The sequence below is a fragment of the Candidatus Pantoea multigeneris genome, assembly GCF_011752615.1.
Taxonomy (GTDB): Bacteria; Pseudomonadota; Gammaproteobacteria; order Enterobacterales; family Enterobacteriaceae; genus Pantoea; species Pantoea multigeneris.
This window is the reverse complement of record NZ_VWXF01000007.1, coordinates 16,411-41,047: the sequence shown is the minus strand read 5'-3', so window position 1 is coordinate 41,047 and position 24,637 is coordinate 16,411. Positions and strand designations below refer to the sequence as shown.

23 protein-coding genes are annotated in these 24,637 nt (G+C 53.7%); 3 read left to right on the top strand and 20 right to left on the bottom strand.

What is annotated here, in order from left to right; translation table 11 throughout:
- Positions 1-114: 114 nt before the first annotated feature.
- Genes coaE through yacG form a run of 3 tightly spaced genes read left to right on the top strand, consistent with a single transcriptional unit; the run spans position 115 to position 1,677 of the window.
- The gene (gene coaE, locus F3J40_RS16260; RefSeq protein ID WP_167016251.1) at positions 115-723 is read left to right on the top strand and encodes a dephospho-CoA kinase; all 609 of its coding nucleotides are present in this window, start codon (positions 115-117) and stop codon (positions 721-723) included.
- Positions 724-727: 4 nt separating this feature from the next.
- A complete protein-coding gene (gene zapD / locus F3J40_RS16255; RefSeq protein ID WP_167016249.1) occupies positions 728-1,471 on the top strand; it encodes a cell division protein ZapD in 744 nt (247 codons plus the stop codon).
- Between the two features lie 8 nt (positions 1,472-1,479).
- Entirely contained in the window at positions 1,480-1,677 is a 198-nt protein-coding gene (gene yacG, locus F3J40_RS16250; protein ID WP_167016247.1) for a DNA gyrase inhibitor YacG, read from the top strand.
- Positions 1,678-1,730: 53 nt separating this feature from the next.
- Here the strand turns inward: yacG and mutT are convergent, their stop codons facing one another.
- The 20 genes from mutT to rsmH form a co-directional block, all read right to left on the bottom strand.
- On the bottom strand, positions 1,731-2,126 hold the full coding sequence (gene mutT, locus F3J40_RS16245; RefSeq protein WP_167016245.1) for an 8-oxo-dGTP diphosphatase MutT: 396 nt from the start codon (positions 2,124-2,126) through the stop codon (positions 1,731-1,733).
- 68 nt (positions 2,127-2,194) lie between these two features.
- Positions 2,195-2,476, bottom strand: a complete 282-nt coding sequence (locus F3J40_RS16240) for a hypothetical protein (protein ID WP_167016243.1) — start codon at positions 2,474-2,476, stop codon at positions 2,195-2,197.
- Positions 2,477-2,695: 219 nt separating this feature from the next.
- Positions 2,696-3,610 (bottom strand): dermonecrotic toxin domain-containing protein, encoded by a 915-nt coding sequence (locus F3J40_RS16235; RefSeq protein ID WP_167016241.1) that lies wholly within the window; start codon positions 3,608-3,610, stop codon positions 2,696-2,698.
- A 132-nt stretch (positions 3,611-3,742) separates the two neighbouring features.
- Positions 3,743-6,448 (bottom strand): preprotein translocase subunit SecA, encoded by a 2,706-nt coding sequence (gene secA, locus F3J40_RS16230; protein WP_017348315.1) that lies wholly within the window; start codon positions 6,446-6,448, stop codon positions 3,743-3,745.
- A 67-nt stretch (positions 6,449-6,515) separates the two neighbouring features.
- On the bottom strand, positions 6,516-7,022 hold the full coding sequence (gene secM, locus F3J40_RS16225; RefSeq protein ID WP_167016239.1) for a secA translation cis-regulator SecM: 507 nt from the start codon (positions 7,020-7,022) through the stop codon (positions 6,516-6,518).
- A 276-nt stretch (positions 7,023-7,298) separates the two neighbouring features.
- On the bottom strand, positions 7,299-8,216 hold the full coding sequence (lpxC, locus tag F3J40_RS16220) for a UDP-3-O-acyl-N-acetylglucosamine deacetylase (protein WP_017348317.1): 918 nt from the start codon (positions 8,214-8,216) through the stop codon (positions 7,299-7,301).
- A 102-nt stretch (positions 8,217-8,318) separates the two neighbouring features.
- Entirely contained in the window at positions 8,319-9,476 is a 1,158-nt protein-coding gene (gene ftsZ, locus F3J40_RS16215; RefSeq protein WP_017348318.1) for a cell division protein FtsZ, read from the bottom strand.
- 71 nt (positions 9,477-9,547) lie between these two features.
- Positions 9,548-10,804 carry a cell division protein FtsA gene (gene ftsA, locus F3J40_RS16210; protein WP_017348319.1) on the bottom strand — a complete coding sequence of 419 codons (1,257 nt, stop codon included), beginning with the start codon at positions 10,802-10,804 and terminating at the stop codon, positions 9,548-9,550.
- Positions 10,801-11,643, bottom strand: coding sequence for a cell division protein FtsQ (gene ftsQ, locus F3J40_RS16205; protein ID WP_017348320.1), 843 nt, complete (start codon positions 11,641-11,643; stop codon positions 10,801-10,803). The genes ftsA and ftsQ overlap by 4 nt, the downstream gene beginning before the upstream one ends.
- A 1-nt stretch (position 11,644) precedes the next feature.
- Positions 11,645-12,565: a D-alanine--D-alanine ligase gene (locus F3J40_RS16200; protein WP_167016237.1), complete on the bottom strand. Its 921-nt coding sequence runs from the start codon at positions 12,563-12,565 to the stop codon at positions 11,645-11,647.
- The gene (gene murC / locus F3J40_RS16195; RefSeq protein WP_167016235.1) at positions 12,558-14,033 is read right to left on the bottom strand and encodes a UDP-N-acetylmuramate--L-alanine ligase; all 1,476 of its coding nucleotides are present in this window, start codon (positions 14,031-14,033) and stop codon (positions 12,558-12,560) included. Before murC ends, F3J40_RS16200 begins: the two co-directional genes overlap by 8 nt.
- Before the next feature lie 65 nt (positions 14,034-14,098).
- A complete protein-coding gene (gene murG, locus F3J40_RS16190; RefSeq protein ID WP_167016234.1) occupies positions 14,099-15,160 on the bottom strand; it encodes an undecaprenyldiphospho-muramoylpentapeptide beta-N-acetylglucosaminyltransferase in 1,062 nt (353 codons plus the stop codon).
- Positions 15,157-16,371: a cell division protein FtsW gene (ftsW, locus tag F3J40_RS16185; protein ID WP_017348324.1), complete on the bottom strand. Its 1,215-nt coding sequence runs from the start codon at positions 16,369-16,371 to the stop codon at positions 15,157-15,159. The genes murG and ftsW overlap by 4 nt, the downstream gene beginning before the upstream one ends.
- On the bottom strand, positions 16,371-17,687 hold the full coding sequence (gene murD / locus F3J40_RS16180) for a UDP-N-acetylmuramoyl-L-alanine--D-glutamate ligase (protein WP_167016232.1): 1,317 nt from the start codon (positions 17,685-17,687) through the stop codon (positions 16,371-16,373). Before murD ends, ftsW begins: the two co-directional genes overlap by 1 nt.
- Before the next feature lie 2 nt (positions 17,688-17,689).
- Positions 17,690-18,772 carry a phospho-N-acetylmuramoyl-pentapeptide-transferase gene (mraY, locus tag F3J40_RS16175; protein ID WP_017348326.1) on the bottom strand — a complete coding sequence of 361 codons (1,083 nt, stop codon included), beginning with the start codon at positions 18,770-18,772 and terminating at the stop codon, positions 17,690-17,692.
- Positions 18,766-20,124 (bottom strand): UDP-N-acetylmuramoyl-tripeptide--D-alanyl-D-alanine ligase, encoded by a 1,359-nt coding sequence (gene murF / locus F3J40_RS16170; protein WP_017348327.1) that lies wholly within the window; start codon positions 20,122-20,124, stop codon positions 18,766-18,768. Before murF ends, mraY begins: the two co-directional genes overlap by 7 nt.
- Positions 20,121-21,608 (bottom strand): UDP-N-acetylmuramoyl-L-alanyl-D-glutamate--2,6-diaminopimelate ligase, encoded by a 1,488-nt coding sequence (gene murE, locus F3J40_RS16165; RefSeq protein ID WP_167016230.1) that lies wholly within the window; start codon positions 21,606-21,608, stop codon positions 20,121-20,123. Before murE ends, murF begins: the two co-directional genes overlap by 4 nt.
- On the bottom strand, positions 21,595-23,361 hold the full coding sequence (gene ftsI, locus F3J40_RS16160; RefSeq protein WP_167016228.1) for a peptidoglycan DD-transpeptidase PBP3: 1,767 nt from the start codon (positions 23,359-23,361) through the stop codon (positions 21,595-21,597). The genes murE and ftsI overlap by 14 nt, the downstream gene beginning before the upstream one ends.
- 16 nt (positions 23,362-23,377) lie before the next feature.
- Complete coding sequence (gene ftsL / locus F3J40_RS16155; RefSeq protein WP_017348330.1) at positions 23,378-23,698, bottom strand: cell division protein FtsL; 321 nt, start codon at positions 23,696-23,698, stop codon at positions 23,378-23,380.
- Complete coding sequence (gene rsmH, locus F3J40_RS16150) at positions 23,695-24,636, bottom strand: 16S rRNA (cytosine(1402)-N(4))-methyltransferase RsmH (RefSeq protein WP_167016226.1); 942 nt, start codon at positions 24,634-24,636, stop codon at positions 23,695-23,697. The genes ftsL and rsmH overlap by 4 nt, the downstream gene beginning before the upstream one ends.
- Between the last annotated feature and the right edge of the window lies 1 nt (position 24,637).

Below are 24,637 nucleotides of genomic sequence, written 5' to 3'. Positions count from 1 at the left end.
ACGGGAGTGCGAATTTGCCTTTATTTACGCTACAATCCGATTAATCAGGCTTGTAAACAGGCCCTATGCTTTATTGCTGGTTCGTTGCTGTGATAAGCCCTTTGAGAGAGTGATATGCCTTATACCGTTGCGCTAACCGGTGGAATTGGCAGTGGTAAAACAACCGTCTCCACTGCGTTTGCTACCCTTGGAGTGGCCGTAATCGATGCAGATGTGATTGCCCGTGAAGTGGTTCAACCGGGTGCTCCAGCCCTCGAGGCGATTGCCCATCGCTATGGTGCAGACATTCTGGATACTCAAGGGGCTCTACTACGTTCACGCTTACGGGAGATCATTTTTGCCGATCCCGCAGAGAAGACCTGGCTTAACGCGTTACTCCACCCACAAATTCAGGCCCGTACACAACAGTTGAAACAGCAGGCTGCCGGGCCTTATGTGCTGTGGGTTGTGCCCCTTTTAGTGGAAAACGGGCTGCAAACCCAGGCCGATCGCGTGCTGGTGGTGGACGTGGATGAAAATATGCAGTTAAGCCGCACACAGCAACGCGATGGCGTGACCTTAGAACAGGCCAAAAGTATTCTCGCAGCACAGGCTACGCGCGCTCAGCGTCTGGCCTGTGCTGATGATGTCATTAATAACAATGGGTCATCGCAAGAGGTTTTGCCTCAGGTGAGGGCTCTGCACCAGCAGTATCTCAAGCTGGCGGCAGCGAAGCAGGATTAAGATCATGAGTACAGTTGTGCTGTTTGAACATCCATTGAATGAAAAAATGCGTACCTGGCTACGCGTCGAGTTTCTGATTAACCAGTTGCAAGACTGCCTGCCGGTCACCCAGTCGGTTTCAGCGTTGTCCCTGTTTCGTGTCCTCAGCGAATTACTGGATATTTTCGAACGCGGTGACATGCGTACCGAGTTACTGAAAGAGCTGGAACGCCAACAGCAAAAATTACGCGCCTGGGCAGAAGTCCCCGGCGTAGATAGTGAACGTGTTAACGAGCTGCGCAACCAGTTAAAAAACCAGTCACCGCTGCTGTTAAACGCACCTCGTATGGGGCAACAACTGCGTGAAGATCGTTTAATTGGTCTGGTACGCCAGCGTCTGAGTATTCCCGGTGGCTGTTGCAGCTTTGACCTGCCCGGCTTACATATCTGGCTACATCAACCTCAAGAGCAGAGAGATGTTCAGGTTGCAGGCTGGCTGGCAACCTTAGAGCCATTGAATACCAGCCTGACCATGGTGCTGGAACTGATTCGCCAGGCTGGCCCGTTCCGTAAGCAAACCAGCCTTAATGGGTTTTACCAGGACAACGCCGAAGGTGCCGATCTGCTGCGATTACAGCTGGTGCTGGAAGATCAGCTCTATCCACAGATTTCAGGGCATAAGAGCCGTTACGCCATCCGTTTCCTGCCATTTGACAGCGAAAATGGCGAAGTCCCGGCACGTCTCGATTTTGAATTAGCTTGTTGTTAGAGGTAAGTATGCAGGAAGAAGTGATTACCGTAGCCTGTCCAAACTGCGGTAAAGATGTCATGTGGGATGAACTGAGCCTCTGGCGTCCATTTTGCAGTAAGCGTTGCCAATTGATTGATTTAGGCGAATGGGCAGCAGAAGAGAAACGTATTCCTAGCGCGGGCGACCAGTCAGACAGCGAAAACTGGAGTGAAGACGCGTTTTAACGCGTAAAGCGCCAGAGACATCAGTCAATACTGAGCATCTCTGGCGAGGAGTATTACAGCTCGTCGTTAAGCAAACGCGCTATCAGCTCATGGTTTGCCGGTGGAAACTCCTCGGCAACCAGGTCTCGCTGTTCAACCCAGCGCTGTGGCTGCCCTTCACGTCCCCAAGGCTCGCCCTGCCACGCTTCCACCAGGAAGAAATGCAGCGTAACCCGTACATCTGCGTAGGTGTGATCGGCAGAACCAATGGCTTTCGCACTGGTTACCTCAATACCGGTTTCCTCTTGCAGTTCACGTTGCAGTGCCTGTTTTGCACTTTCACCCGCTTCGATTTTCCCCCCAGGGAACTCCCACTTGTTCGCCATATGCGAGGTCGCAGCACGCTGCGTGAGAAAGATCTGTTTTTCGGCATTGCGGATGATGCCAACGGCAACCTGAAGGTGTTTCATTGCTTAGTCCTGGAAACGGTAAAAGCCGATTTTAAAGTAGCCACCCGCAAAAGTTAACCGCTTTCCTCTCAAGCGCGGTGTAGCGGCTCAGCCAACTCCACATCTGGCGTTTCATGCTGAGTATCGGGATGATCCGATACGGCATCAAAAAAGAGTTCACTCTCCGCCTCCTTAGTGACATTGGGCGCGTAGCCAGCAAATTGCGCATATCGGCTCGTCGGGATCGCATTTTGAGATACTGGTTTAACCGGCAGATCGAACTGGCTGGTTAACAGAGAAATATAGCTGGCTGATTGTATTTTCATTTCATCGGTCATATCAGCTTCGTTTTGATCTGGCATTAAATGCATGGCCAGTCCATGGTTCAATCCGCCAATGGCGCGTAAAATCGTCTCAGCCGGAACACGCTGGTGAAGATTAATCCGCCCTGTATTCTGCGCCGTGACTTTGGCTAATTCGCGAATTTCTTCACTGCTTTGTTGCGCGACTTTATCCGCGACAGTAGAAAAAATATCTTTTCCGACCGTTTTTTTATGGGTATTAAAATAACGCTCACCGCCTGATTCATGTCAGATTTTCTGCACAAAATCCCCGATCCCCTTCATGATTTTTCCACTGCCCATATCTTTGGCGGGAAAATGTTGCAGTAGGCTATCCCGCCGTATGTCATCCTGAAGCATGGCTTTCAGCCCCTTATTGAGTTCGGTTACGCTGGTGAACTCCATGAAAGAAGGTTTCTCACCCGGAATATAGAGCACCTGACTGCCATCATCGGCAGAGAAATGCAGGATATCCGTGGCGAGATAGCCTCCGATATCCACTAAACTGGCCTGCGTGCCGTTACCCGGTAGGTTGGTTTTTTTCACATCGTTCAACGACAAAGGCGCATCAGGAGCGGCATGAGGTAAAACAGCCCTCATTACCGTGCGATATCCCTTTGCGGTTAGATCTCCAACGGTGGTTGCCTGCCTTGCCTGAATAACGCATTCTCCTCGCGCCATTGCGGTCCAGCTCTCTTTTTCTGACTGCCAAAATCGGTTATTTCCCTCTACATCAAAGGAAAAGTATTCGGTAAGTTTATTCGTCTTTGCTGCGTGTGGCGGGGATGATGTGAAAGTATGATCAAACTGATTAAAAAGTTTATGGTATTGATTCTGCTGTTGCTTCATATCTGACGAGAGCATCTTGCTGAAGCCAGGTAAAAAGGCCTCCATCATCTTACTGAATGCCTGTTTTGATTCTTCTGGCATTGTCGCATACCATTTTTTTATTTCCTCATACACTGATTTCACTATTTGCATATACATGGTCGACAGCTGCCTGACCATTTTTTCAGTTTCAGCCGCAATAGACTCGGCAGACATCGAAGGAAAACTAAACTGAGGAAATCCGCCAGCAGTGGCATTTTGCGGATTCTGTTGCTGGAAAGGCGGCTGAGAATTAAACGGGGTAAAGTGATGTTGATAAGGGTTAAATTCAGGCATGTCCACTCCGGGTAAATGAGCTATTTAGCCAACATAAGTGTTCACAGAATAATGGCAGTTCAACCCTTCCCCTCTTCGGAAACAAAAAAGCCAGCCCGCAAGCGGACTGGCTTTTTCATGACAGCGAAGTAATTAGGCCAGACGACCGTGGCACTGTTTGAATTTCTTGCCGGAACCGCATGGGCAAGGATCGTTACGTCCTACTTTGCGCTCACCCGTCTGTTCAGCCAGTTCAGCGGCTGCGGCGGTTTCATCATCAACGTGGCTCAGTTGCTGTTGCTGTGCCAGGCGCTCAGCTTCTTCACGACGCTGCTGCTCCATGGCTGCAACTTCTTCTGGCATCCGCACCTGTACTTTGCTCAGCGTGCTGATCACTTCATATTTCAGTGACTCCAGCATTGCAGCAAACATAGAGAAGGATTCGCGCTTATATTCCTGCTTAGGATCTTTCTGCGCATAACCACGCAGGTGAATACCCTGACGCAGATAATCCATGGCAGCCAGGTGCTCTTTCCACAGTGAATCCAGCGTTTGCAGCATTACGCCTTTCTCGAAGTTGCGCATCATTTCTACGCCAACCACTTCTTCTTTCGCTGCGTAAGCCTGCTGTGCTTCATTCAGGATACGTTCGCGCAGTGTCTCTTCATGCAGATCTGGCTCTTTGTCCAGCCACTGGCTGATCGGCAGATCGAGATCAAAGTCGGCGCGCAGACGCTCTTCCAGGCCTGGCACATCCCACATCTCTTCCAGCGACTGCGGCGGGATATAGGTGTCGATGGTGGCTTTGAATACATCTTCGCGAATGCTGTTAATGGTTTCAGAGACGTCAGAAACATCCAGCAGTTCGTTACGCTGACTGTAGATGGCGCGACGTTGATCGTTCGCTACATCATCGTATTCCAGCAGCTGTTTACGGATATCAAAGTTACGGCTTTCGACTTTACGCTGTGCGTTCGCGATCGCCTTAGTCACCCATGGGTGTTCAATCGCTTCGCCTGGCTTCATCCCCAGTTTGCGCATCATGTTAGATACGCGGTCTGAGGCGAAGATACGCATCAGCTGATCTTCCATTGACAGGTAGAAGCGGGATGAACCGGCATCACCCTGGCGACCCGCACGACCACGCAGCTGGTTATCGATACGGCGTGATTCGTGACGCTCAGTACCAATGATGTGTAAGCCGCCTGAAGCCAGTACCGCGTCATGACGCAGTTTCCAGGCCTCTTTGATCGCCTCAATCTGTGCTTCGGTTGGCTCAACCAGCTCGGCAACTTCTGCATGCCAGCTACCGCCCAGCATGATGTCAGTACCACGACCGGCCATGTTGGTTGCGATGGTAACCGCACCTGGCTGGCCCGCCTGCGCAACGATATCTGCTTCGCGGGCGTGGAATTTGGCGTTCAGAACGTTGTGTTTGATACCTGCACGCGTCAACGCATCGGAAACCACTTCTGATTTTTCGATAGAGATCGTACCCACCAGCACGGGCTGGCCGTTAGTGGTACGTTCACGAATATCTTCAATAATGGCATCAATCTTCTCTGCTTCACTCATGTAGACGAGGTCAGAGAGATCTTTACGTACCATTGGACGGTTAGTCGGTACGACGATGGTATCCAGCTTATAGATAGAGCTAAATTCAAACGCTTCGGTATCCGCAGTACCGGTCATCCCAGCCAGCTTCTCGTAAATACGGAAGTAGTTCTGGAAGGTGATCGACGCCAGCGTCTGGTTTTCGTTCTGAATTTCTACGCCTTCTTTGGCTTCTACAGCCTGGTGCAGACCATCAGACCAGCGGCGGCCCTGCATGGTACGACCGGTATGTTCATCGACAATCACCACTTCGCCATCTTTAACGATGTAGTCAACGTCACGGGTGAACAGCGCATGGGCACGCAATGCCGCAGTTACATGGTGCATCAGCATGATGTTGGTAGGTGAATAAAGTGACTCACCTTCTTCCATAATGCCTTGGCTGACCAGCAGTTCTTCTACCTTGACCAGGCCGCGCTCAGTCATGTGTGCCTGACGGGCTTTTTCATCCACCCAGAAGTCACCTTCACCCTGGAAAGTATCTGAATCTTCTTTTTCCTGACGATTCAGGTGGGGAATGATTTTGTTAACTTTGATATAGAGCTCTGAGCTGTCTTCTGCCGGTCCAGAGATGATCAGCGGCGTACGCGCTTCATCGATCAGGATGGAGTCCACTTCATCCACCAGGGCATAGTGCAGTTTACGCTGCACACGCTCTTCCGGGCTGAACGCCATGTTGTCGCGCAGGTAGTCGAAGCCGTATTCATTGTTGGTGCCGTAGGTGATGTCAGCAGCATAGGCTTCACGCTTCGCCGGGGCTGGCATGTTCGGCAAGTTGATACCAATGGAGAGACCCAGGAACTCGAACAGGGCACGGTTGTTTTCCGCATCACGCTGAGCCAGGTAGTCGTTGACGGTAACAACGTGTACGCCTTTGCCGCTTAACGCATTCAGGTAAGCTGGCAGCGTTGCGGTCAGGGTTTTACCTTCACCGGTACGCATCTCTGCGATGCAGCGATCGTTCAGCACCATGCCGCCAATCAGCTGGACATCAAAGTGACGCATGCCGAATACGCGCTTACTCGCTTCACGTACGGTAGCAAAGGCTTCTGGAATCAGGCTTTCGACCGTCTCACCCTTTTTCAGGCGCTCGCGGAACAGATCGGTTTTTGCTTTCAACTCATCATCAGAAAGCTTGACGAAGTCAGGCTCCATTTTGTTGATAACATCGACCACTTTACGCATACGACGCAGGGTACGATCATTGCTGCTGCCAAATACTTTAGTTAACAATTTGATTAACATGATAAATACGTTCTCAATTCAGCCGTACATTACGGCCTGCAAATTCAATAAAGGAAGAAGTGTTCAGTTAAACGAGGGTGGCAGCAGGCCCGGCACGAATGCCATGTACTTTTGCATGCCAACCAACCACGGTATGGCTGACAGCAGGTGCTGAGAATGCAGTGAAGGTCGTCGCTTCTGGCCACGGCTGGTGATGCACAGTCAGTAGCGCTTGCAGAGAATCAATCAGCGCCAGCTTTTGTGCGGCGAGCGGCAGTTGATGCTCAGGCTGAATTTCCGTAGCGGGAGACAGCGTAAAAGAGAGGTGGCGGATAACGGTGCGGATAGCATGCTGATGCCAGTAATCAACCGAGAAATTCGGTCGACGCGCCGTTTCCTGCAAGCGGATCAGATAATCAAACTGGAGTACACGACCGACAAACAAGCTGCTGGAGGCGGGTTCAGCCGCAGAAGCAGGTTCAGAATTTTGCGCGCAGGCCGGCATCCCAAAACTGGCTGCCACCATCCCTAACAGGATGTGAGGCCAGAAATAGCGTCTGCCTAATTGTCGCCAGCGTAGAAAAATTCCGATCACAAAATATCCATCGCGTTAATATTGCGGGCCATTTTCGGTTTAATTTACCACCATAACTGGCGGCATTATGCCCGTCAGAGCGCCTGATAGTACCACTATTGTGGGGCTTCCACACCAGCCTTTAAAGCGTGAGCTGAATAAAACTCGCTTTATTGCTCAGGGTTTCGACAATGAACAGAGATTATCCAGGGTGGGGAAAACCCATAAAAAAACGGCTGGCATAACTGACCGGAGAGGGTGTCAGTCGAACCAACCGTTTTTGTTGTTCTGGGGTAGTTATGCCAGAACGAGATTTGGTGCTCTGAAGGTCACCGGCAATTCAGCTTCGTCTTCGAAGGTCGCCCATTCCCAGGCTTCCTGCTTCGCCAGTACTGCCTGCAGCAATTTGTTGTTCAACGCGTGGCCAGATTTAAAGGCACTGAAAGCACCGATAATGTTGTGACCGCACATAAACAAGTCGCCGATAGAGTCCAGCATTTTGTGACGAACGAATTCATCCTCAAAGCGTAATCCGTCTTCATTAAGCACGCGGAAATCGTCAAGACCAATCGCGCAATCTAAACTACCGCCCAGGCACAGGCCTTTAGACTGCAGGTATTCGATTTCACGCATAAATCCGAAGGTGCGTGCACGGCTGATCTGCCGTACGAAGGATTCCGCTGAGAATTCCAGCTGATAGCGATTAGAGCTTGCATCAATGGCTGGGTGGTTGAATTCGATAGTGAAATCAAGAGAGAAACCGTTGTAAGGTTTGATCTCTGCCCACTTGTCGCCATCTTCCACGCGCACAGCTTGTTTGACGCGCACGAACTTTTTCGCGCTGTTCAGCAACTCAATACCTGCATCCATCAACAGATAGACAAAAGGTGCGGCGCTACCGTCCATGATTGGAATCTCAGGTGCATCAACTTCAACAATAATGTTGTCGATGCCCAAGCCAGCCAGCGCTGAGTTCAGGTGCTCAACCGTAGAAATACGCACGCCTGCATCATTCACCAGACAAGTACTTAGCATGGTGTCGCGCACGTATTTTGCATCAGCCGGGAAATCAACCGGTGGATTCAAGTCAGTGCGACGATAGATGACCCCGGTATTAGCCGGCGCAGGGCGCAAGGTCAGCGACACTTTCTTGCCGGTATGTAAACCGACACCTGTCGCCTGAACAATACGTTTTAATGTCCTTTGTTTGATCATCGTTAGTATCTCGCAATATCACCCATCCGACCGCCAGTATACTTTACCAGCGGGCGAACACTTTAGCACAAAGAGCGGGGAAACCCAATTCTCAGCGTAATCTTAATCTGCTTGTTTACGCAGGAACGCTGGAATATCAAGGTAATCAGGCTCTTTGCCAGACTGCGCAGCAGCGGGATCATTCACAACTTTAGCCGCTGGTTTCTGTTCCTGTGGCAGTGGCGACATCCCATGCTGCTGATAACGATGATCAACCGGCTGCTGTGCACCAGGCTTGTTAGTGACCAGAGTGATTTCTGGACGTTTATCCATGCCGATACCCGTAGCAACAACGGTAACACGCAGTTCATCGTTCATTTCTGGATCAAGTGAAGTACCGATAACCACGGTTGCGTTGTCAGAAGCAAACGCACGGATGGTGTTACCGACAGTTTCGAACTCATCCAGACGCAGGTCAAAGCCAGCGGTGATGTTAACCAACACACCACGTGCGCCTGACAGGTCGATGTCTTCCAGCAGTGGGCTGGAAATCGCCATTTCAGCGGCTTCTTCCGCACGGTCTTCGCCACAAGCTACACCAGAACCCATCATGGCGTAACCCATTTCAGACATCACGGTACGAACGTCCGCGAAGTCAACGTTCATCAGACCTGGGCGGGTAATCAATTCAGCGATACCCTGTACAGCGCCTTTAAGTACGTCGTTGGCTGCGCCAAAAGCATCCAGTAAAGAGATACCACGGCCCAACACTTTCAGTAATTTGTCATTTGGGATAGTGATCAGAGAATCGACATGCTTAGACAGCTCTGCGATACCCTGCTCAGCGAAGGCCATACGCTTCTTGCCTTCGAAGTTAAACGGTTTAGTGACAACGGCTACCGTCAAAATCCCGAGATCTTTAGCCACTTCAGCTACGACTGGTGCCGCACCAGTACCGGTACCACCACCCATACCTGCGGCAATAAACACCATGTCAGCACCATCGAGCGCAGACCGCAGTGCTTCGCGATCTTCTTCCGCTGAGGTACGGCCCACTTCTGGGTTCGCACCTGCACCGAGACCTTTAGTGATGTTGGTCCCGATCTGGATGGTCTGGCCAACCGCTGTTTTACGCAGTGCCTGGGCATCTGTGTTCACAGCGAAGAATTCAACACCTTCGATACGCTCGCGTACCATGTGCTCTACGGCGTTGCCACCGCCGCCGCCGACACCGATGACTTTAATCACCGCGTCGTTGGTTAATTCCATCGGTTCAAACATGATTTCTCTCCGTTATGTGCCTGTCGCCTGGAGACCATAAATAAGGCCAGCATGATCTCCTTTCACAAAAATTAAAACTCTTTTTTCAACCAGCTATTCACGCGTTTAAACCAGTTGCCTACTGATGCGCGCTTTTCCGTGTCTGTGTCACCATTAAGGTGTGACTCTTTACCGTAATGCAGTAACCCAACCGCTGTAGAGTAGTAAGGCTCCTGAGCATAATCGGTCAGGCCTGTGATGTTCAGCGGCTGTCCGATACGCACCTGCGTATGGAAAACGCGCTGTGCGCAAGCCGCCAGGCCTTCAATCTGTGCAGCACCGCCGGTCAGGACGATGCCCGCCGCTAAGTGATGCTTCACACCCTGCTGGCGCAGCTGCTCCTGCAGCTGCAGAATCTCGTCATTGACCAGATTCAACAATTCTGTGTAACGCGGCTCAATAACTTCAGCCAACGTCTGACGTTGCAGGCTGCGCGGTGGACGGCCTCCTACACTTGGCACCTCTACGTTCTCATCTTTACCTACGATGGAACCCAGCGCACAACCATGGCGGACTTTAATGGCTTCCGCGTCGGTTGGCGGTGTGCCAAACGCATAGGCGATATCACTGGTGACCACATTTCCCGCGTAAGGGATAACTTTGGTATGGCGCAGTGCGCCGCCAGTGTACACCGCGATATCCATGGTGCCGCCGCCAATATCAACCACACAAACGCCTAACTCACGTTCGTCTTCAGTCAGCACCGCAAAGCTTGATGCCAGACCGGCAAAAATCAGCTGATCGACTTTTAACCCGCAGCGTTCAACCGCTTTAACGATATTCTTCGCCATATCATTATGACAGGTTATCAGGTGCACTTTGGCCTGCATGCGCACGCCAGATAACCCTACAGGGTTTTTGATGCCTTCCTGATAGTCAATTGCGTATTCCTGGGGAATAACATGCAGGATGCGGTGCTCGTCACGCACACGCACAGACTTGGCTGTGTGTACCACGTTTTCCACATCATCCTGTGTTACTTCCTCTTCGGAAATCGGAACCATCCCGATTTCGTTCTGACAGCTAATATGTTTACCTGACAGCGCCAGATAAACCGAGGAGATTTGGCAATCTGCCATTAACTCCGCCTGATCGATGGCACGCTGCACGCATTTCACCACCGATTCCAGATCGTTTACGCCGCCTTTATCCATACCACGGGAAGGGCAACTGCCTACCCCAATAATATTGACCATACCATCGGGCAGAATTTCCCCAACCAGGGCAGAAACCTTGGCGGTGCCAATTTCGAGTCCAACTACCAGTTTTCTGTCCGTTGCCTTGATCATTGTTGTTTAACCTGTGCCTGGTTTTGATGCTGTTTACTGTCTTGTGGCTCAATCGGGTCTTGAATCCAACCCACTGCCGCACCGGAGTCATAACGCAGATCGACATAGCTGACATGCTTATGCTCATTTTGCCCTTCCTGCAGCAAATCAGGATAAAGGACAATAAATCGGTTCAGGCGTTTCATCACATCCGTTCGCCCCAGTTCGATACGCACATCGTCACTGGTGATCAGCTGCCATGAACGTCGTGCCGTCATGGACGCCGCCTTCAATGAGTACTTTCCGGCTTTTAGCACATCACTCATCTGGTGATAGCCCGCCAGAACTTCGCTCTCGCTGCCTTCTGGCCCATAGAGCATGGGCAAGTTTCCTTTGCCCATCTGACTGGCTGGAATCCCGAAGGAGGTGCCATCGGCATCCACCATTTTCTGGTCATTCCAGCGCGCAACAGCAACATACTCCACCAGATTGATCTTCAGTTCATCTGGCCACTGTTTGCGCACGCTTACCTGTTTAATCCATGGCAAACGCTCAATTTGCTGCAACAGCACATTCACATCCTGTGACATAAATGTGCCCGGTGGTCCCAGTGACAGGATCGCCTGGCGGATATCGTCGTTAGTGGTGTAATGGGTTTCCCCGGTTACTACCAGCTTCGACAGCGGTAAGCGTGAAGCATCGTTCATCCACTTCACCACCACCACACCGCCTGCGGCCATTACCCCTAGCACCAGCAACAGGAACACCATGCCAAACAGCCTGGCGCCATTACTACGGCCCGAGCTGGCACGCTCCTGTGGCTCTCGGTTGTTGCGAACGTTCAGCGCAGCCTGAGACATATCAGTTAGCCAGCTCCAGAATTCTCGCCGCCAGTTGTGCAAACGGCAGACCGGCCTGTTTTGCGGCCATCGGTACCAGACTGTGGCTGGTCATCCCTGGCGACGTATTCACTTCAAGCAACTGGAACTCTCCGTTGCCATCCATCATGACATCCACGCGGCCCCAACCGCTGCAACCCAGCGCTCGCCACGCTTCCGCCACCAGCGATTTCAGTTCAGCCTCACGTTCGTCACTTAAACCACTCGGACAGAAGTACTGGGTATCGTCCGAAATGTATTTTGCTTCATAGTCATAAAACTCACTGGCGGTCTGAATCCGGATCGATGGCATGATTTCATCACCAACAATCGCGACCGTATACTCACCACCGCTGAGAAAGGCTTCTATCAGCACATCCTCATCATGGCGGAAAGCTTCTGCCAGTGCCGCAGGCAGTGCTTCCGGGCTGTTAACCCGACTGATGCCCACGCTAGAGCCTTCACTGCCCGGTTTCACAAACACCGGCATACCCAATGCTTCAATGGCATGCGTTGTGGCGGCATCCAGTCCCGCCGCATATTGCTGCTGGGTTAGCCAGACAAAGCGACCAGAAGGAAGTCCCCTGCCCTGCCACAACAGTTTGGTACGCACTTTATCCATACTGATGGCTGAGGCCATGACGCCACTGCCGGTGTAAGGGATATGCAGGAAATCCAGGATAGCCTGCAACGTGCCATCTTCGCCACCGCGACCATGCAGCGCAATAAACGCTTTGGTGAAACCCTGTTGCTTCAATTCCAGCACCGAGCTATCACGCGTATCAACCGCATGGGCATCAATGCCTGCTTCACGCAGACCGGCCAGCACTGCTGCTCCTGACGCCAGAGAGACTTCACGCTCTGCTGAGGTTCCGCCCATCAGGACGGCAACTTTATCAGCCATGACGCTCCTCCGCTTTGCGTGGTGCTTGCAGACGGTTATCCGCCAGTTTGCGTGCGACACGACCCACGTTGCCTGCACCCTGCACCAGAATCAGATCGTTACCGGTGAGCTGCGGTGCCAGCATCTGCTGTAGGTCGTCGTGATCTGGCACCAGAATCGGATCGACTTTGCCACGGCTACGGATAGCGCGGCACAGAGCCCGGCTATCTGCACCTGGAATCGCGGCTTCACCCGCGGCATAAACATCCAGCATCAGCAGCACATCGACCTGACACAGGACGTTCGCAAAATCATCAAACAGATCGCGCGTACGGGTGTAGCGGTGCGGCTGAAACACCATCACTAAATTCTTATCCGGCCAGCCTGCACGGGCAGCGCGAATTGTCGCTTCCACTTCCGTCGGGTGGTGGCCATAGTCGTCCACCAGCATTGCCACACCGGCAGTGCCATTCACCGCAGCAGTGTCAAATTCACCTAGCACATCGAAGCGGCGTCCGGTTCCCTGGAAGCTTTCCAGCGCAGCTAAGATCGCGCTGTCTTCAATGCCCTCTTCCGTTGCCACGGCAACGGCGGCAGCGGCGTTCAACGCATTGTGGCGTCCTGGTGCATTGAGCGTAACCTGCAACAGCGGTTTATCCTGACGAACCAGGGTGAAATGTCCCTGTGCGCCATGCTGTTCATAGTTTTCGATGCGTACGTCGGCATCGTCACTGAAACCATAGGTGGTGGTCTGACGGCCAACGCGTGGCAGCAGATCGCGAATCACCACATCATCGATACACATTACCGCACGGCCATAGAAAGGCAGGTTGTGCAGGAAATTAATGAACGTCTGTTTCAGGTTTTCAAAATCACCCTGATAAGTATCCATATGATCTGCTTCGATATTGGTAACAATTGCTACCATCGGTTGCAGATGCAAAAACGACGCATCACTCTCATCGGCTTCAGCGATCAAGTAACGGCTGCTGCCCAGACGCGCATGGGTTCCTGCGGCTTTCACTAAGCCACCGTTGACGAACGTAGGGTCCAGTCCGCCTTCCGCATAAATGCTGGTGACCATGGCTGTGGTCGTGGTTTTACCGTGTGTGCCTGCTACCGCAATGCCGTGACGGAAACGCATCAGTTCGGCCAGCATTTCTGCGCGGCGAATCACCGGAATACGCTGTTCGCGGGCGGCAACCAACTCTGGGTTGTCTTGTGCTACCGCGCTCGATACCACCACCACGCTGGCGTCTGTGACGTTTTCCGGGCGGTGATTGAAATACACCGTGGCACCTAAGTCAGTCAGGTGCTGAGTCACTGCATTTGGCGCCAGATCTGAACCGCTGATGTGGTAGCCTTCATTCGCCAACACTTCGGCAATACCGCCCATGCCAGCACCACCGATGCCAACAAAGTGGATGTGCCGGACGCGACGCATCTCGGGCACAATTGAGCGTAGTTTTGCCAGTTGTTGTGTATTCATCTTTCCTGCTTACCTGTTCATTCATTACCGTGCCGATGTTCGGCACTCACCGTCATGCGGTGGGATTAAGGCTTTGCGACGCGAACCACTTCCTGAGCCACTCGCTGCGTTGCGTCTGGAATCGCTACCTGCCGCGCCTTTTGCGCCATCTCCAGCAAGGTTGCGCGGTCCCAGCCGCTTAATGTGTCGGCTACCGTTTCAGCGTTAAACTGCGGTTGCTCAAAAATACGGGCCGCCCCCGCCTTTTCCAGCGGCAGTGCGTTCCAGTACTGTTGACGATCTTTATGCTGGAAAGGCACGAAGATCGCCGGTAAACCTGCGGCAGCCACTTCACTCACCGTCAACGCACCAGAACGGCACACAATGACGTCAGCCCAGGCATAAGCGGCAGCCATGTCATCGATAAACTCGGTGACTTTATGCTGCGGCTGCCCGGCTTGCTGGTAAGCCTGCTGCACTTCTGTCTGCGCACCCTTGCCAGACTGGTGCCAGAGCGTAATGTTGTCGCCCATTAGCGCCGCAACCTGCGGCAATGTCTGGTTCAGAATGCGCGCCCCCTGGCTTCCTCCCACCACCAGTACCCGAACCGGGCCGGAGCGGTGCGCCAGACGTTCAGCGGGCAGGGGTAATGCCAATACATCGGTGCGCACCGGGTTTCCTACGACATCCGCGCTGGGAAATGCGCCGGGAAACGCCTGCATAACTTTGGTGGCAATCTTTGCCAGCCATTTATTGGTTAATCCGGCAATCCCGTTCTGCTCATGCAGTACCACCGGAATGCCGCAACTCCATGCTGCCAGGCCACCCGGCCCGGAAACATAGCCGCCCATCCCCAACACCACATCGGGCTGCCAGCTTTTCATAATGCGGCGCGCCTGACGCCAGGCATTAAAGATGCGCAGCGGTGCTTGTATCAACGCCTTCAGGCCTTTGCCACGTAAGCCACTGATACGAATAAATTCAATCTCAATGCCGTGCTTCGGCACCAGGTCAGCTTCCATACGGTCAGCCGTTCCCAGCCACCGCACCTGCCAGCCTTGTTCCATTAAATGATGAGCAACCGCCAGCCCAGGGAACACATGTCCTCCGGTGCCACCGGCCATTACCATCAGTCGCTTACCACTCATCGGGCACTCCGGGTAAACGCCTGCGCTTTCGCCAGGCGCGTCTCAAAATCAATACGCAGAAGAAACACTATCGCCGTCGACATGATGATCAGACTGGAACCACCGTAACTGATCAGTGGCAATGTCAGTCCTTTGGTCGGCAACATCCCCGCTGCCGCACCCACATTAACCAGAGCCTGGAAGCTAAACCACACGCCAATTGAGCAGGCTAAAAAGCCGGAAAAGCGTTGATCGAGCTCCAGCGCGCGGCGGCCAATCGACATAGCGCGAAAAGCGACGAAGAATACCATTAACAGCGCTAAAACCACACCGGCATAGCCCAGCTCTTCACCAATAATTGAGAAAATAAAATCGGTGTGCGCTTCAGGTAAATACTCGAGTTTTTGCACTGAGTTACCCAGCCCTTGCCCCCAGAATTCACCGCGCCCAAAGGCCATCAGAGACTGGGTTAACTGGTAGCCACTCCCGAAGGGATCTTCCCACGGGTTCCAGAAGGAGGTCACGCGGCGCATACGGTAAGGTTCCGCCATGATCAGCAAGACGACGGCAAAGACGCCCGAGCCGATAATCGCCAGGAACTGCCACAGTTTGGCCCCGGCCAGGAACAGCATCGCTAGCGTGGTAACAAACAATACAACCACGGTGCCAAGGTCTGGCTGCGCCAGCAGCAGCACGGCGAGGATAACCATCACCCCCATCGGCTTACAGAAGCCCCAGAAGTTGTTGCGCACCTCATCGACTTTTCGCACCAGGTAGCTGGCGAGGTAACAGAACAGGGAGAGTTTCGACAGTTCCGCAGGCTGAATACGCAGTGGTCCAAGGGCAATCCAGCGTGATGCCCCGTTAACGGAACTCCCCACAACCAATACGATCAGCAACATGACAACGGAGGCCACTAACATCACATTGGCGTAGCGTTGCCAGAACGCCATTGGCACGCGCAGCGTGACTAACGCCATCCCCGTCGCCAGTGCCAGATAGAACGCATCACGTTTGGCAAAGTAGAAAGGATCGCCCGAGTTACGCTGCCCGACAGGCATCGAAGCGGAGGTCACCATCACAAAGCCCACAATCGCCAGGCCGAGCGTCAGCCATAACAGCGTACGGTCATACAAGACCGTTGGTGCGTCTTCGCTTTCACGCGGGCCCATCACCCAGTCTTTCAGGCGAATGCCAAACCACAGCGCGATGGCAGAACCAGGAATACGCATCAGCCTAACTCCTTCGCCAGTTGCGTGAAGATATCGCCACGCTGCTCAAAATTACGGAACTGATCGAGGCTGGCGCAGGCGGGGGACAAGACCACCATGTCACCGCTCTGTACCTGAGCGGCGATCTGTTCCATGGCCTGCTGTAGGGTTTCGGTACGTACCGCCACTTCAGGACGCAGCGCAGCCAGTTCGTCGCCATCACGGCCGAAGCAGAACAGACGCACATTATCGCCTTGCAGATACGGCAACAGCGGTGAGAAATCAGCGGATTTGCCATCACCACCCAACAGAAGCCATAACGTTCCGGCTACCTGAAGCCCATTAAGCGCGGCTTCGGTGCTCCCCACATTGGTGGCCTTGGAGTCGTTAATCCAGCGCACACCTTTGTGCTGATAAGCCAGCTGGAAGCGATGTGGCAGCCCGCTGTAATGGGTTAACGCGGCGAGGCCAGAAGCGCGAGGAATGCCCACGGCATCCGCCAGGGCCAGCGCTGCCAGCGCATTGGTGTAGTTGTGCTGACCGACTAACTGCATCTCAGCGGTGTTCAGGACTTTCTCACCCTGAACGCGCAGCCAGGTACTCCCCTGCTGCTGATTCAGATGATAGTCGCCAAAATCGATACCGAAGCTGACACAGCGTTTGTCTGCGCCACGCACCGGCATGGTCAAGGCGTCATCGGCATTGACCACACAGACCTGCGCGTTTTCATAGATGCGCAGTTTAGCCGCACGGTACTGCTGCATTCCCAACGGATAGCGATCCATATGATCTTCCGTGACGTTGAGCACCGTGGCAGCGGCAGCTTTCAGGCTGTGCGTGGTCTCAAGCTGGAAACTGGAAAGCTCCAGGACATAAAGTTGTGCCGGGGATTTCAGCAGCGTCAGTGCGGGCAGGCCAATATTGCCCCCTACCCCCACCTGCCAACCGGCAGCACGTGCCATTTCACCCACCAGCGTCGTTACCGTGCTTTTGCCGTTAGATCCGGTGATCGCGACAATTGGGGCCTGAGCTTCCCGGCAGAACAGCTCGATATCACCGATGATCTCAATGCCTGCGTCAGCCGCTTCACTCAGGGCAGGATGCGCCAGAGCAATGCCTGGGCTGGCGATAATCAGATCCGCCGCCAGCAGCCAGTCAATGTTGATATCACCCACCCAACGCTCAACCTCAGCGGGAAGCTGATCCAGGCCCGGTGGCGACACACGGGTATCCATCACGCGGGGCGTAACGCCCTGCGCTAAAAAGAAATCAACACAGGAGAGGCCCGTGACCCCTAACCCGATGATGACGACTTTTCTGCCCCGATAGTCAGCCATAATTAACGCACCTTCAGCGTTGCCAGGCCAATCAGCACCAGCATCAGTGAAATAATCCAGAAGCGCACGATAACGCGCGGCTCCGGCCAGCCTTTCAGTTCATAGTGGTGGTGAATCGGTGCCATGCGGAAAATACGTTGTCCGCGCAGCTTGAACGATCCCACTTGCAGGATCACCGACAGGGTTTCAACCACGAATACGCCGCCCATGATGAGCAGTAAAAATTCCTGACGCAGAAGAACAGCAATGGTTCCCAGCGCGCCACCGAGTGCCAGAGAGCCGACATCGCCCATAAAGACCTGAGCCGGATAGGTGTTGAACCATAGGAAGCCCAAGCCAGCACCAACAATCGCGGTGCAGACAATCACCAGCTCACCTGCATGGCGCAGATAAGGAATATGCAGATACTCAGCGAACTTAACGTTACCCGTGGCCCACGCCACCAGCGCAAAACCAGCAGAAACAAACACCGTCGGCATGATAGCCAAACCATCAAGACCATCTGTCAGGTTCACCGCGTTACCGGTACCCACAATCACGAAGTAGGCCAGCACCACATAGAACAGCCCTAACTGCGGCATGATGTCTTTGAAGAAGGGAACCACTAACTGTGTCGCAGGAGTGCCTTTACCGGCCACAAACAGGGCAAAAGCCACGCCGATGGAAATGACTGACATCCAGAAATATTTCCAGCGAGCAATCAGTCCCTTAGTATCTTTGCGCACCACTTTACGGTAGTCATCAACGAAGCCAATCACGCCAAAGCCGACCAGCACCACTAATACACACCAGACGTACGGGTTGGAAGGATAGGCCCACATCAGCACTGAAATCGTGATGGAGGAGAGGATCATGATGCCGCCCATGGTCGGCGTACCACGCTTACTGAAGTGTGACTCTGGGCCATCGTTACGCACAACCTGGCCAATCTGCAATTTCTGCAACCAGGCGATTAAACGCGGTCCCATCCACAGCGAGAGGAACAGAGCAGTCAGCAGGCTGACAATGGCGCGAAACGTCAGATATGAAAAGACGTTAAAGCCAGTATAAAAAGTAGCCAGGTGTTCGGCCAGCCAGACTAACATGTTCCTTTCTCCTGTAAGCTCTGTACTACCTGCTCCATAGCGGCACTACGTGAACCTTTAATCAAAACGGTTATTTCCCGATGCTCGGACAACAGTGCCCGCAAACGTTCAGTTAAAGCAGGCTTGTCAGCAAAATGCTCGCCAACGCCGCTGCTTTCACTAATGAGATGGCTGAGATGGCCGGTACTGAGTACGCGATCCACCCCGGCATTTTTTGCTGCCAGACCCACTTCGCGATGGCACTGTTCTGCTTCATCGCCAAGCTCGCCCATGTCCCCGACCACCATCACGCGGTAGCCTGGCATCTCTGCCAACACCTGCGCTGCCGCCGTCATCGAACCGACGTTGGCGTTGTAACTGTCGTCTAACAGCAACTGGTGTTCTGCGAGCTGAATGGGATAAAGACGGCCAGGAACGGCCTGTAGCGTTTTTAATCCAGCCTGTACCGCACTGAGCGGGGCATCAACAGAGAGCGCCAGCGCTGTTGCAGCGAGGGCGTTGGCAATGTTATGTCGCCCCGGCAGCGGCAGCGTAATGGCAATTTCACCCTGCGGGCTATGCAGGATGAAATGCGTGCCGTCGGCTTTAATTTGGATCTGGCTGGCATAAAAATCGTTGTGCTCACCCTGTGGAGAGAACCGCCAGACGCGTTTGCCATGCAGCTTCTCCTGCCAGTGTGGCCAGTCATTGCTGTCAGCATTCAGGATGGCGGTGCCCTGAGCCGGTAATCCCTGGAAGATCTCACCTTTGGCTTTTGCCACACCAGCCAGCGAGCCGAACCCTTCAAGGTGGGCCGCCGCCAGGTTATTCACTAACGCACTTTCAGGACGCACTAGCTCAGTGGTGTAGGCAATTTCACCCTGGTGGTTGGCACCCATTTCAATCACGGCATACTGATGTTGCGGCGTCAGGCGCAGCAGTGTCATCGGCACGCCGAAGTCATTATTCAGGTTTCCGGCGGTGTAGAGCGTTTCACCACACTGGCGCAGAATCGCTGCGGTCATCTCTTTGACCGAGGTTTTACCGGATGAACCCGTAAGACCCACAACGCGCGCTTTCGACTGCTGGCGAACCCAGCCAGCCAGCTTACCAAACGCGATGCGGGTATCAGCTACCACGACCTGCGGCACGTTGACGTCAAGGCGACGGCTGACCAGCAGCGCCTGAGCGCCGTTAGCAATCGCATCGTTGACGAAATCATGCGCGTCAAAACGCTCGCCAATCAAGGCGACAAACAGGCTACCCGCCGTCACTTTGCGTGTATCCGTCGTCACATCCTGCAAGCTACCATTGTCGCCTAAAAGCTCACCGCTGGTGATTTGAGCCAGGGTATCGAGCGTGATAGAAATCATGCCATCACCCCCAACAATGCAGCCACTGTGGTGCGGTCAGAGTAGTCAAAACGTTTCTGGCCGATGATCTGATAGTCTTCGTGACCTTTACCCGCAACCAACACAATGTCCTGTTCCTGTGCCTGCATCACGGCATTAGTGACGGCCTGCGCGCGTCCCAGCACCACGTGGGCTTTACCAGGATCGAGCAAACCGGTGAGGATATCCGCCACAATTGCCTTAGGTTCTTCGCTGCGTGGGTTGTCATCGGTGATCACCACCACATCAGCAAACTGTTCAGCAATCGCGCCCATCAGAGGCCGTTTGCCTTTATCACGGTCGCCACCGCAGCCAAACACACACCACAATTTCCCGCTACAGTGCAGGCGAGCCGCCAGCAAAGCTTTTTCCAGGGCATCAGGCGTATGGGCATAATCCACCACTACGGTGGGTTTATGCGGCGCGTTAAACACTTCCATTCGACCACAGACCGGCTGCAGTTGGCCCGCAACCTGAAGCAATTCAGCCAGCGGATAATCCAGCGCCAGCAAGGTGGCTAACGCCAACAGTAAGTTGCTGACGTTAAATGCGCCCATCAGGCGGCTCTCAATTTCGCCTTCGCCCCAGCTAGAGCTGAAACGAATCCGCGCGCCATTGTCGTGGTAATCAACGTCCGTGGCTTTTAACCAGCGGCCATGGCAACCCGATTGCAGGTTATTTTCCATCGTCACGGCTACCGCATCCGGTAACTGTGCCAGCCAGCGACGCCCGACTTCATCATCCGCATTCAGGATCATTTCGCCGACCTGATGCTCAGAGAACAGCTGCCATTTCGCGGCTTCGTAGCTCTGCATATCACCGTGGTAATCGAGATGATCGCGACTCAGGTTGGTGAACACCGCAGCAGCAAAAGGCAGCGCCGCAACACGATGTTGTACCAGGCCATGTGAAGAGACTTCCATGGCGGTCAGCGCAGCACCCTGTTGCGCTAAGTCTTGCAACACGTGCTGAACATCCACCGCCGAACCGGTGGTATTTTCCGTCGCCACCAGGTGTCCTAACAGACCATTACCGGTGGTTCCCATGACACCACTGGTGACCCCGAGCAGTTGTGCCCATTGGGCCAGCAGTTGGGTGGTCGTGGTTTTTCCGTTGGTGCCAGTGACACCAATCAGCTGCATTTTCTCTGCGGGATGTTGGTAAAAACGCCCGGCCAACGCCGAAAGACGCTGAGAGAGCTGTGCCAGGTAGATTACTGGAACGCCGTGAATTTCACGGATATCGCCATCGCTGGCTTCGCCTTCTGCTTCGGCAATCACTGCCGCTACGCCCTGAGCAATCGCCTGTGGAATAAACCGCCGTCCGTCAGCATGGTGACCGGCAATCGCCACGAAAAGATCGCCAGCAGCCGCCGTGCGGCTGTCCAGTGTCATGTCACTCAGGGGACGCGCCGGCGCGTCCGGCACCCAGGGAGCCAGTAAGTCGCGCAGGTTACGATCTTTCACTTGTTGCCTCACTTCCGTTATTCACCGGATCGTTCTTCTCATTAGTGGGTAATGCATCCGGCTCAATATTCATGGTGCGTAAAACGCCGCCCATGATGGCACCAAACACCGGAGCAGAAACCGCGCCGCCATAATATTTACCGGCCTGGGGATCATTAATGACCACCACCAGCGCGAAACGAGGGTGACTGGCAGGCGCTACGCCTGCGGTATAAGCAATGTATTTATTGACGTAACGTCCATCCGGGCCGACTTTTTTTGCCGTACCGGTTTTAATCGCAATGCGATAACCTTTGATCGCCGCTTTGATACCGCCGCCGCCAGGCAACGCCACGCTTTCCATCATGTGCATCACCGTCTTCACCAGAGGCTCCGGGAAGACGCGCTCGCCTGCAACAGGGGGATCAACTTTGGTAATCGACAGCGGGCGATAGATGCCATAGCTGCCGATGGTTGCGTAGACACGCGCTAACTGTAACGGCGTTACCATTAGCCCGTAGCCGAAAGAGAAGGTGGCCCTCTCTATGTCAGACCACCGTTGTTTTTGCGGATATATGCCACTACTTTCTCCGACCAACCCCAAATTGGTTGGTTTACCCAGCCCAAAGCGCGCGTAAGTCTCTACCAACGCTGAGGACGGCATCGCTAACGCCAGACGTGAAACACCGACGTTACTCGATTTCTGTAGTACCCCGGTCAGGGTCAATTCGCTATAGCGCGCAACGTCTTTGATTTCGTGCCCGTTGATACGGTAAGGCACGGTATTCAGTACGCTGCCCTCTTTTACCACACCGCGCTGTAGCGCCGTCATGACAACCATTGGCTTGACGGTCGAGCCCGGTTCGAAGATGTCGGTAATCGCGCGGTTACGCATCACGTCTTTTGGCGTGTTGGCAAGATTGTTAGGGTTATAGGCTGGGCTGTTAGCCATGGCCAGCACTTCGCCGGTGTTGACGTCAACCAGCACTGCCGTGCCCGATTCTGCTTTGTTAAACGCGACGGCGTTATTCAACTCGCGGTAAACCAGCGCCTGTAGTCGGTCATCAATACTCAGCGTCAGGTTATGTGCAGCACGACTGTCCACCGAGGAGATATCTTCAATCACGCGGCCCTGACGGTCTTTACGCACCGTACGTTCACCCGGCGCGCCGGTCAGCCATTTGTCGAAGCTTTTCTCAATGCCTTCAATGCCCTGACCATCAATGTTGGTGAAGCCGATCAGATGAGAAGTCACCTGGCCTGCCGGGTAATAACGTCGGGATTCTTCGCGCAGATAAACGCCGGGGAGGCGGAGTTTCTTGATGTATTCGCCAATCGCCGGGTTGATCTGGCGGGCGAGATAAACAAAACGGCCTTTCGGGTTGGCGTTAACGCGCGTGGAGAGTTGATCCAGCGGCATATTGATGGCATCAGCCAGCGCTTTCCAGCGGGTGTCTGCCGTGACTCCACCGTGTTCATTCAGCTCTTTTGGATCAACCCAAACGGCATTAACCGGTACACTAACCGCCAGTGGACGCCCAGCGCGATCGCTGATCATGCCGCGGGCAGTAGGCACCGCCTGCACACGCAGAGAGCGCAAGTCGCCCTCTTTGACCAGACGATCGGGGTTGATCACTTGCAGCCAGGCCACGCGCGAAAGCAGGCCACAAAGCGCGAGCAGAATTCCGCCGCACAGCAACGCAAAACGCCAGCTGATAAAGCTGGCTTTGTTTTCCTGTTTTTTCAACTTCAGCGTTTTGCTAGCGCTGTTCATTGCGTTACGGAATTCCTTATTGCTGTACCACTATGTGTTCCTGTGAAGGATCGACGTGCTGCATATGCAATTTATCCGTTGCTATACGCTCGACCCTACTGTGATCGCCTAACGCATTCTCTTCGAGAATCAGGTTACGCCATTCAATGTCCAGTGAATCACGCTCCAACACCAACTGCTCGCGCTGTGCGGTGAGCAGACGGGTTTTATGCGTCGTAGTAACGACCATGATCGCCGAAACCAGAACGGCCAGCAGTAACAGCACCGGGATTTTGCCGAAGCGCAGTAAATCTCCGCCAATCACACCGGGCAGGCTATGCCGCTCATTTCCGATCATGCGTCCGTTCTCTCCGCAATACGTAACACTGAACTACGTGCACGCGGGTTATCGGCCACTTCGATTTCCCCCGGCACCAGCTTACCTAAACTTTTTAACTCCCGGCCGCCCAGCGCTTTGAGCTGTGCTTCCGTCATCGGAATACCGTGTGGAACCTGAACACCCCGGCTCTGGTCACGCATAAAGCGCTTCACCAGGCGGTCTTCCAGTGAGTGGAAGCTGATGATGGATAACCGGCCACGGGGTGCCAGCGCTGCCAGCGAGCCTTTCAGGGCGGTTTCGATCTCTTCCAGTTCACTGTTGATCCAGATTCTGATCGCCTGGAAACTGCGGGTTGCCGGATGCTTGAACTTATCTTTTACCGGCGTTGCCGCTGCAATGACGTCCGCCAACTCTTTGGTACGCGTCATTGGGTCCAGACGGTTACGCTCAACAATGGCTCTGGCGATGCGCTTAGCAAAACGCTCTTCGCCGTAGGCCTTCAGGACAAAAGCGATATCCGCTTCTTCTGCATGCTGTAACCATTCTGCTGCGGAGTGTCCGCGCGTTGGGTCCATGCGCATGTCCAACGGTCCATCGCGCATGAATGAGAACCCGCGCTCTGCATCATCCAACTGCGGCGATGAAACACCAAGGTCCAGCAAAATACCGTCAATTTTGCCGGTCAGTCCGCGCTCTTCGACGTACTCCGCCAAGGCAGAAAACGGACCATGAATAATGGAAAACCGCGCATCCTGAATTTTAGCCGCTGCGGCAATCGCCTGGGGATCGCGATCGATGGCGATCAGTTGCCCGGCGGCACCCAACTGCGAAAGAATCAGGCGCGAATGCCCGCCACGGCCAAAAGTGCCGTCAATATAAATACCGTCTTCCCTGATATTGAGGCCATTTACGGCTTCATCTAACAGCACGGTGGTGTGTTTGAAATTTTCCTGCATA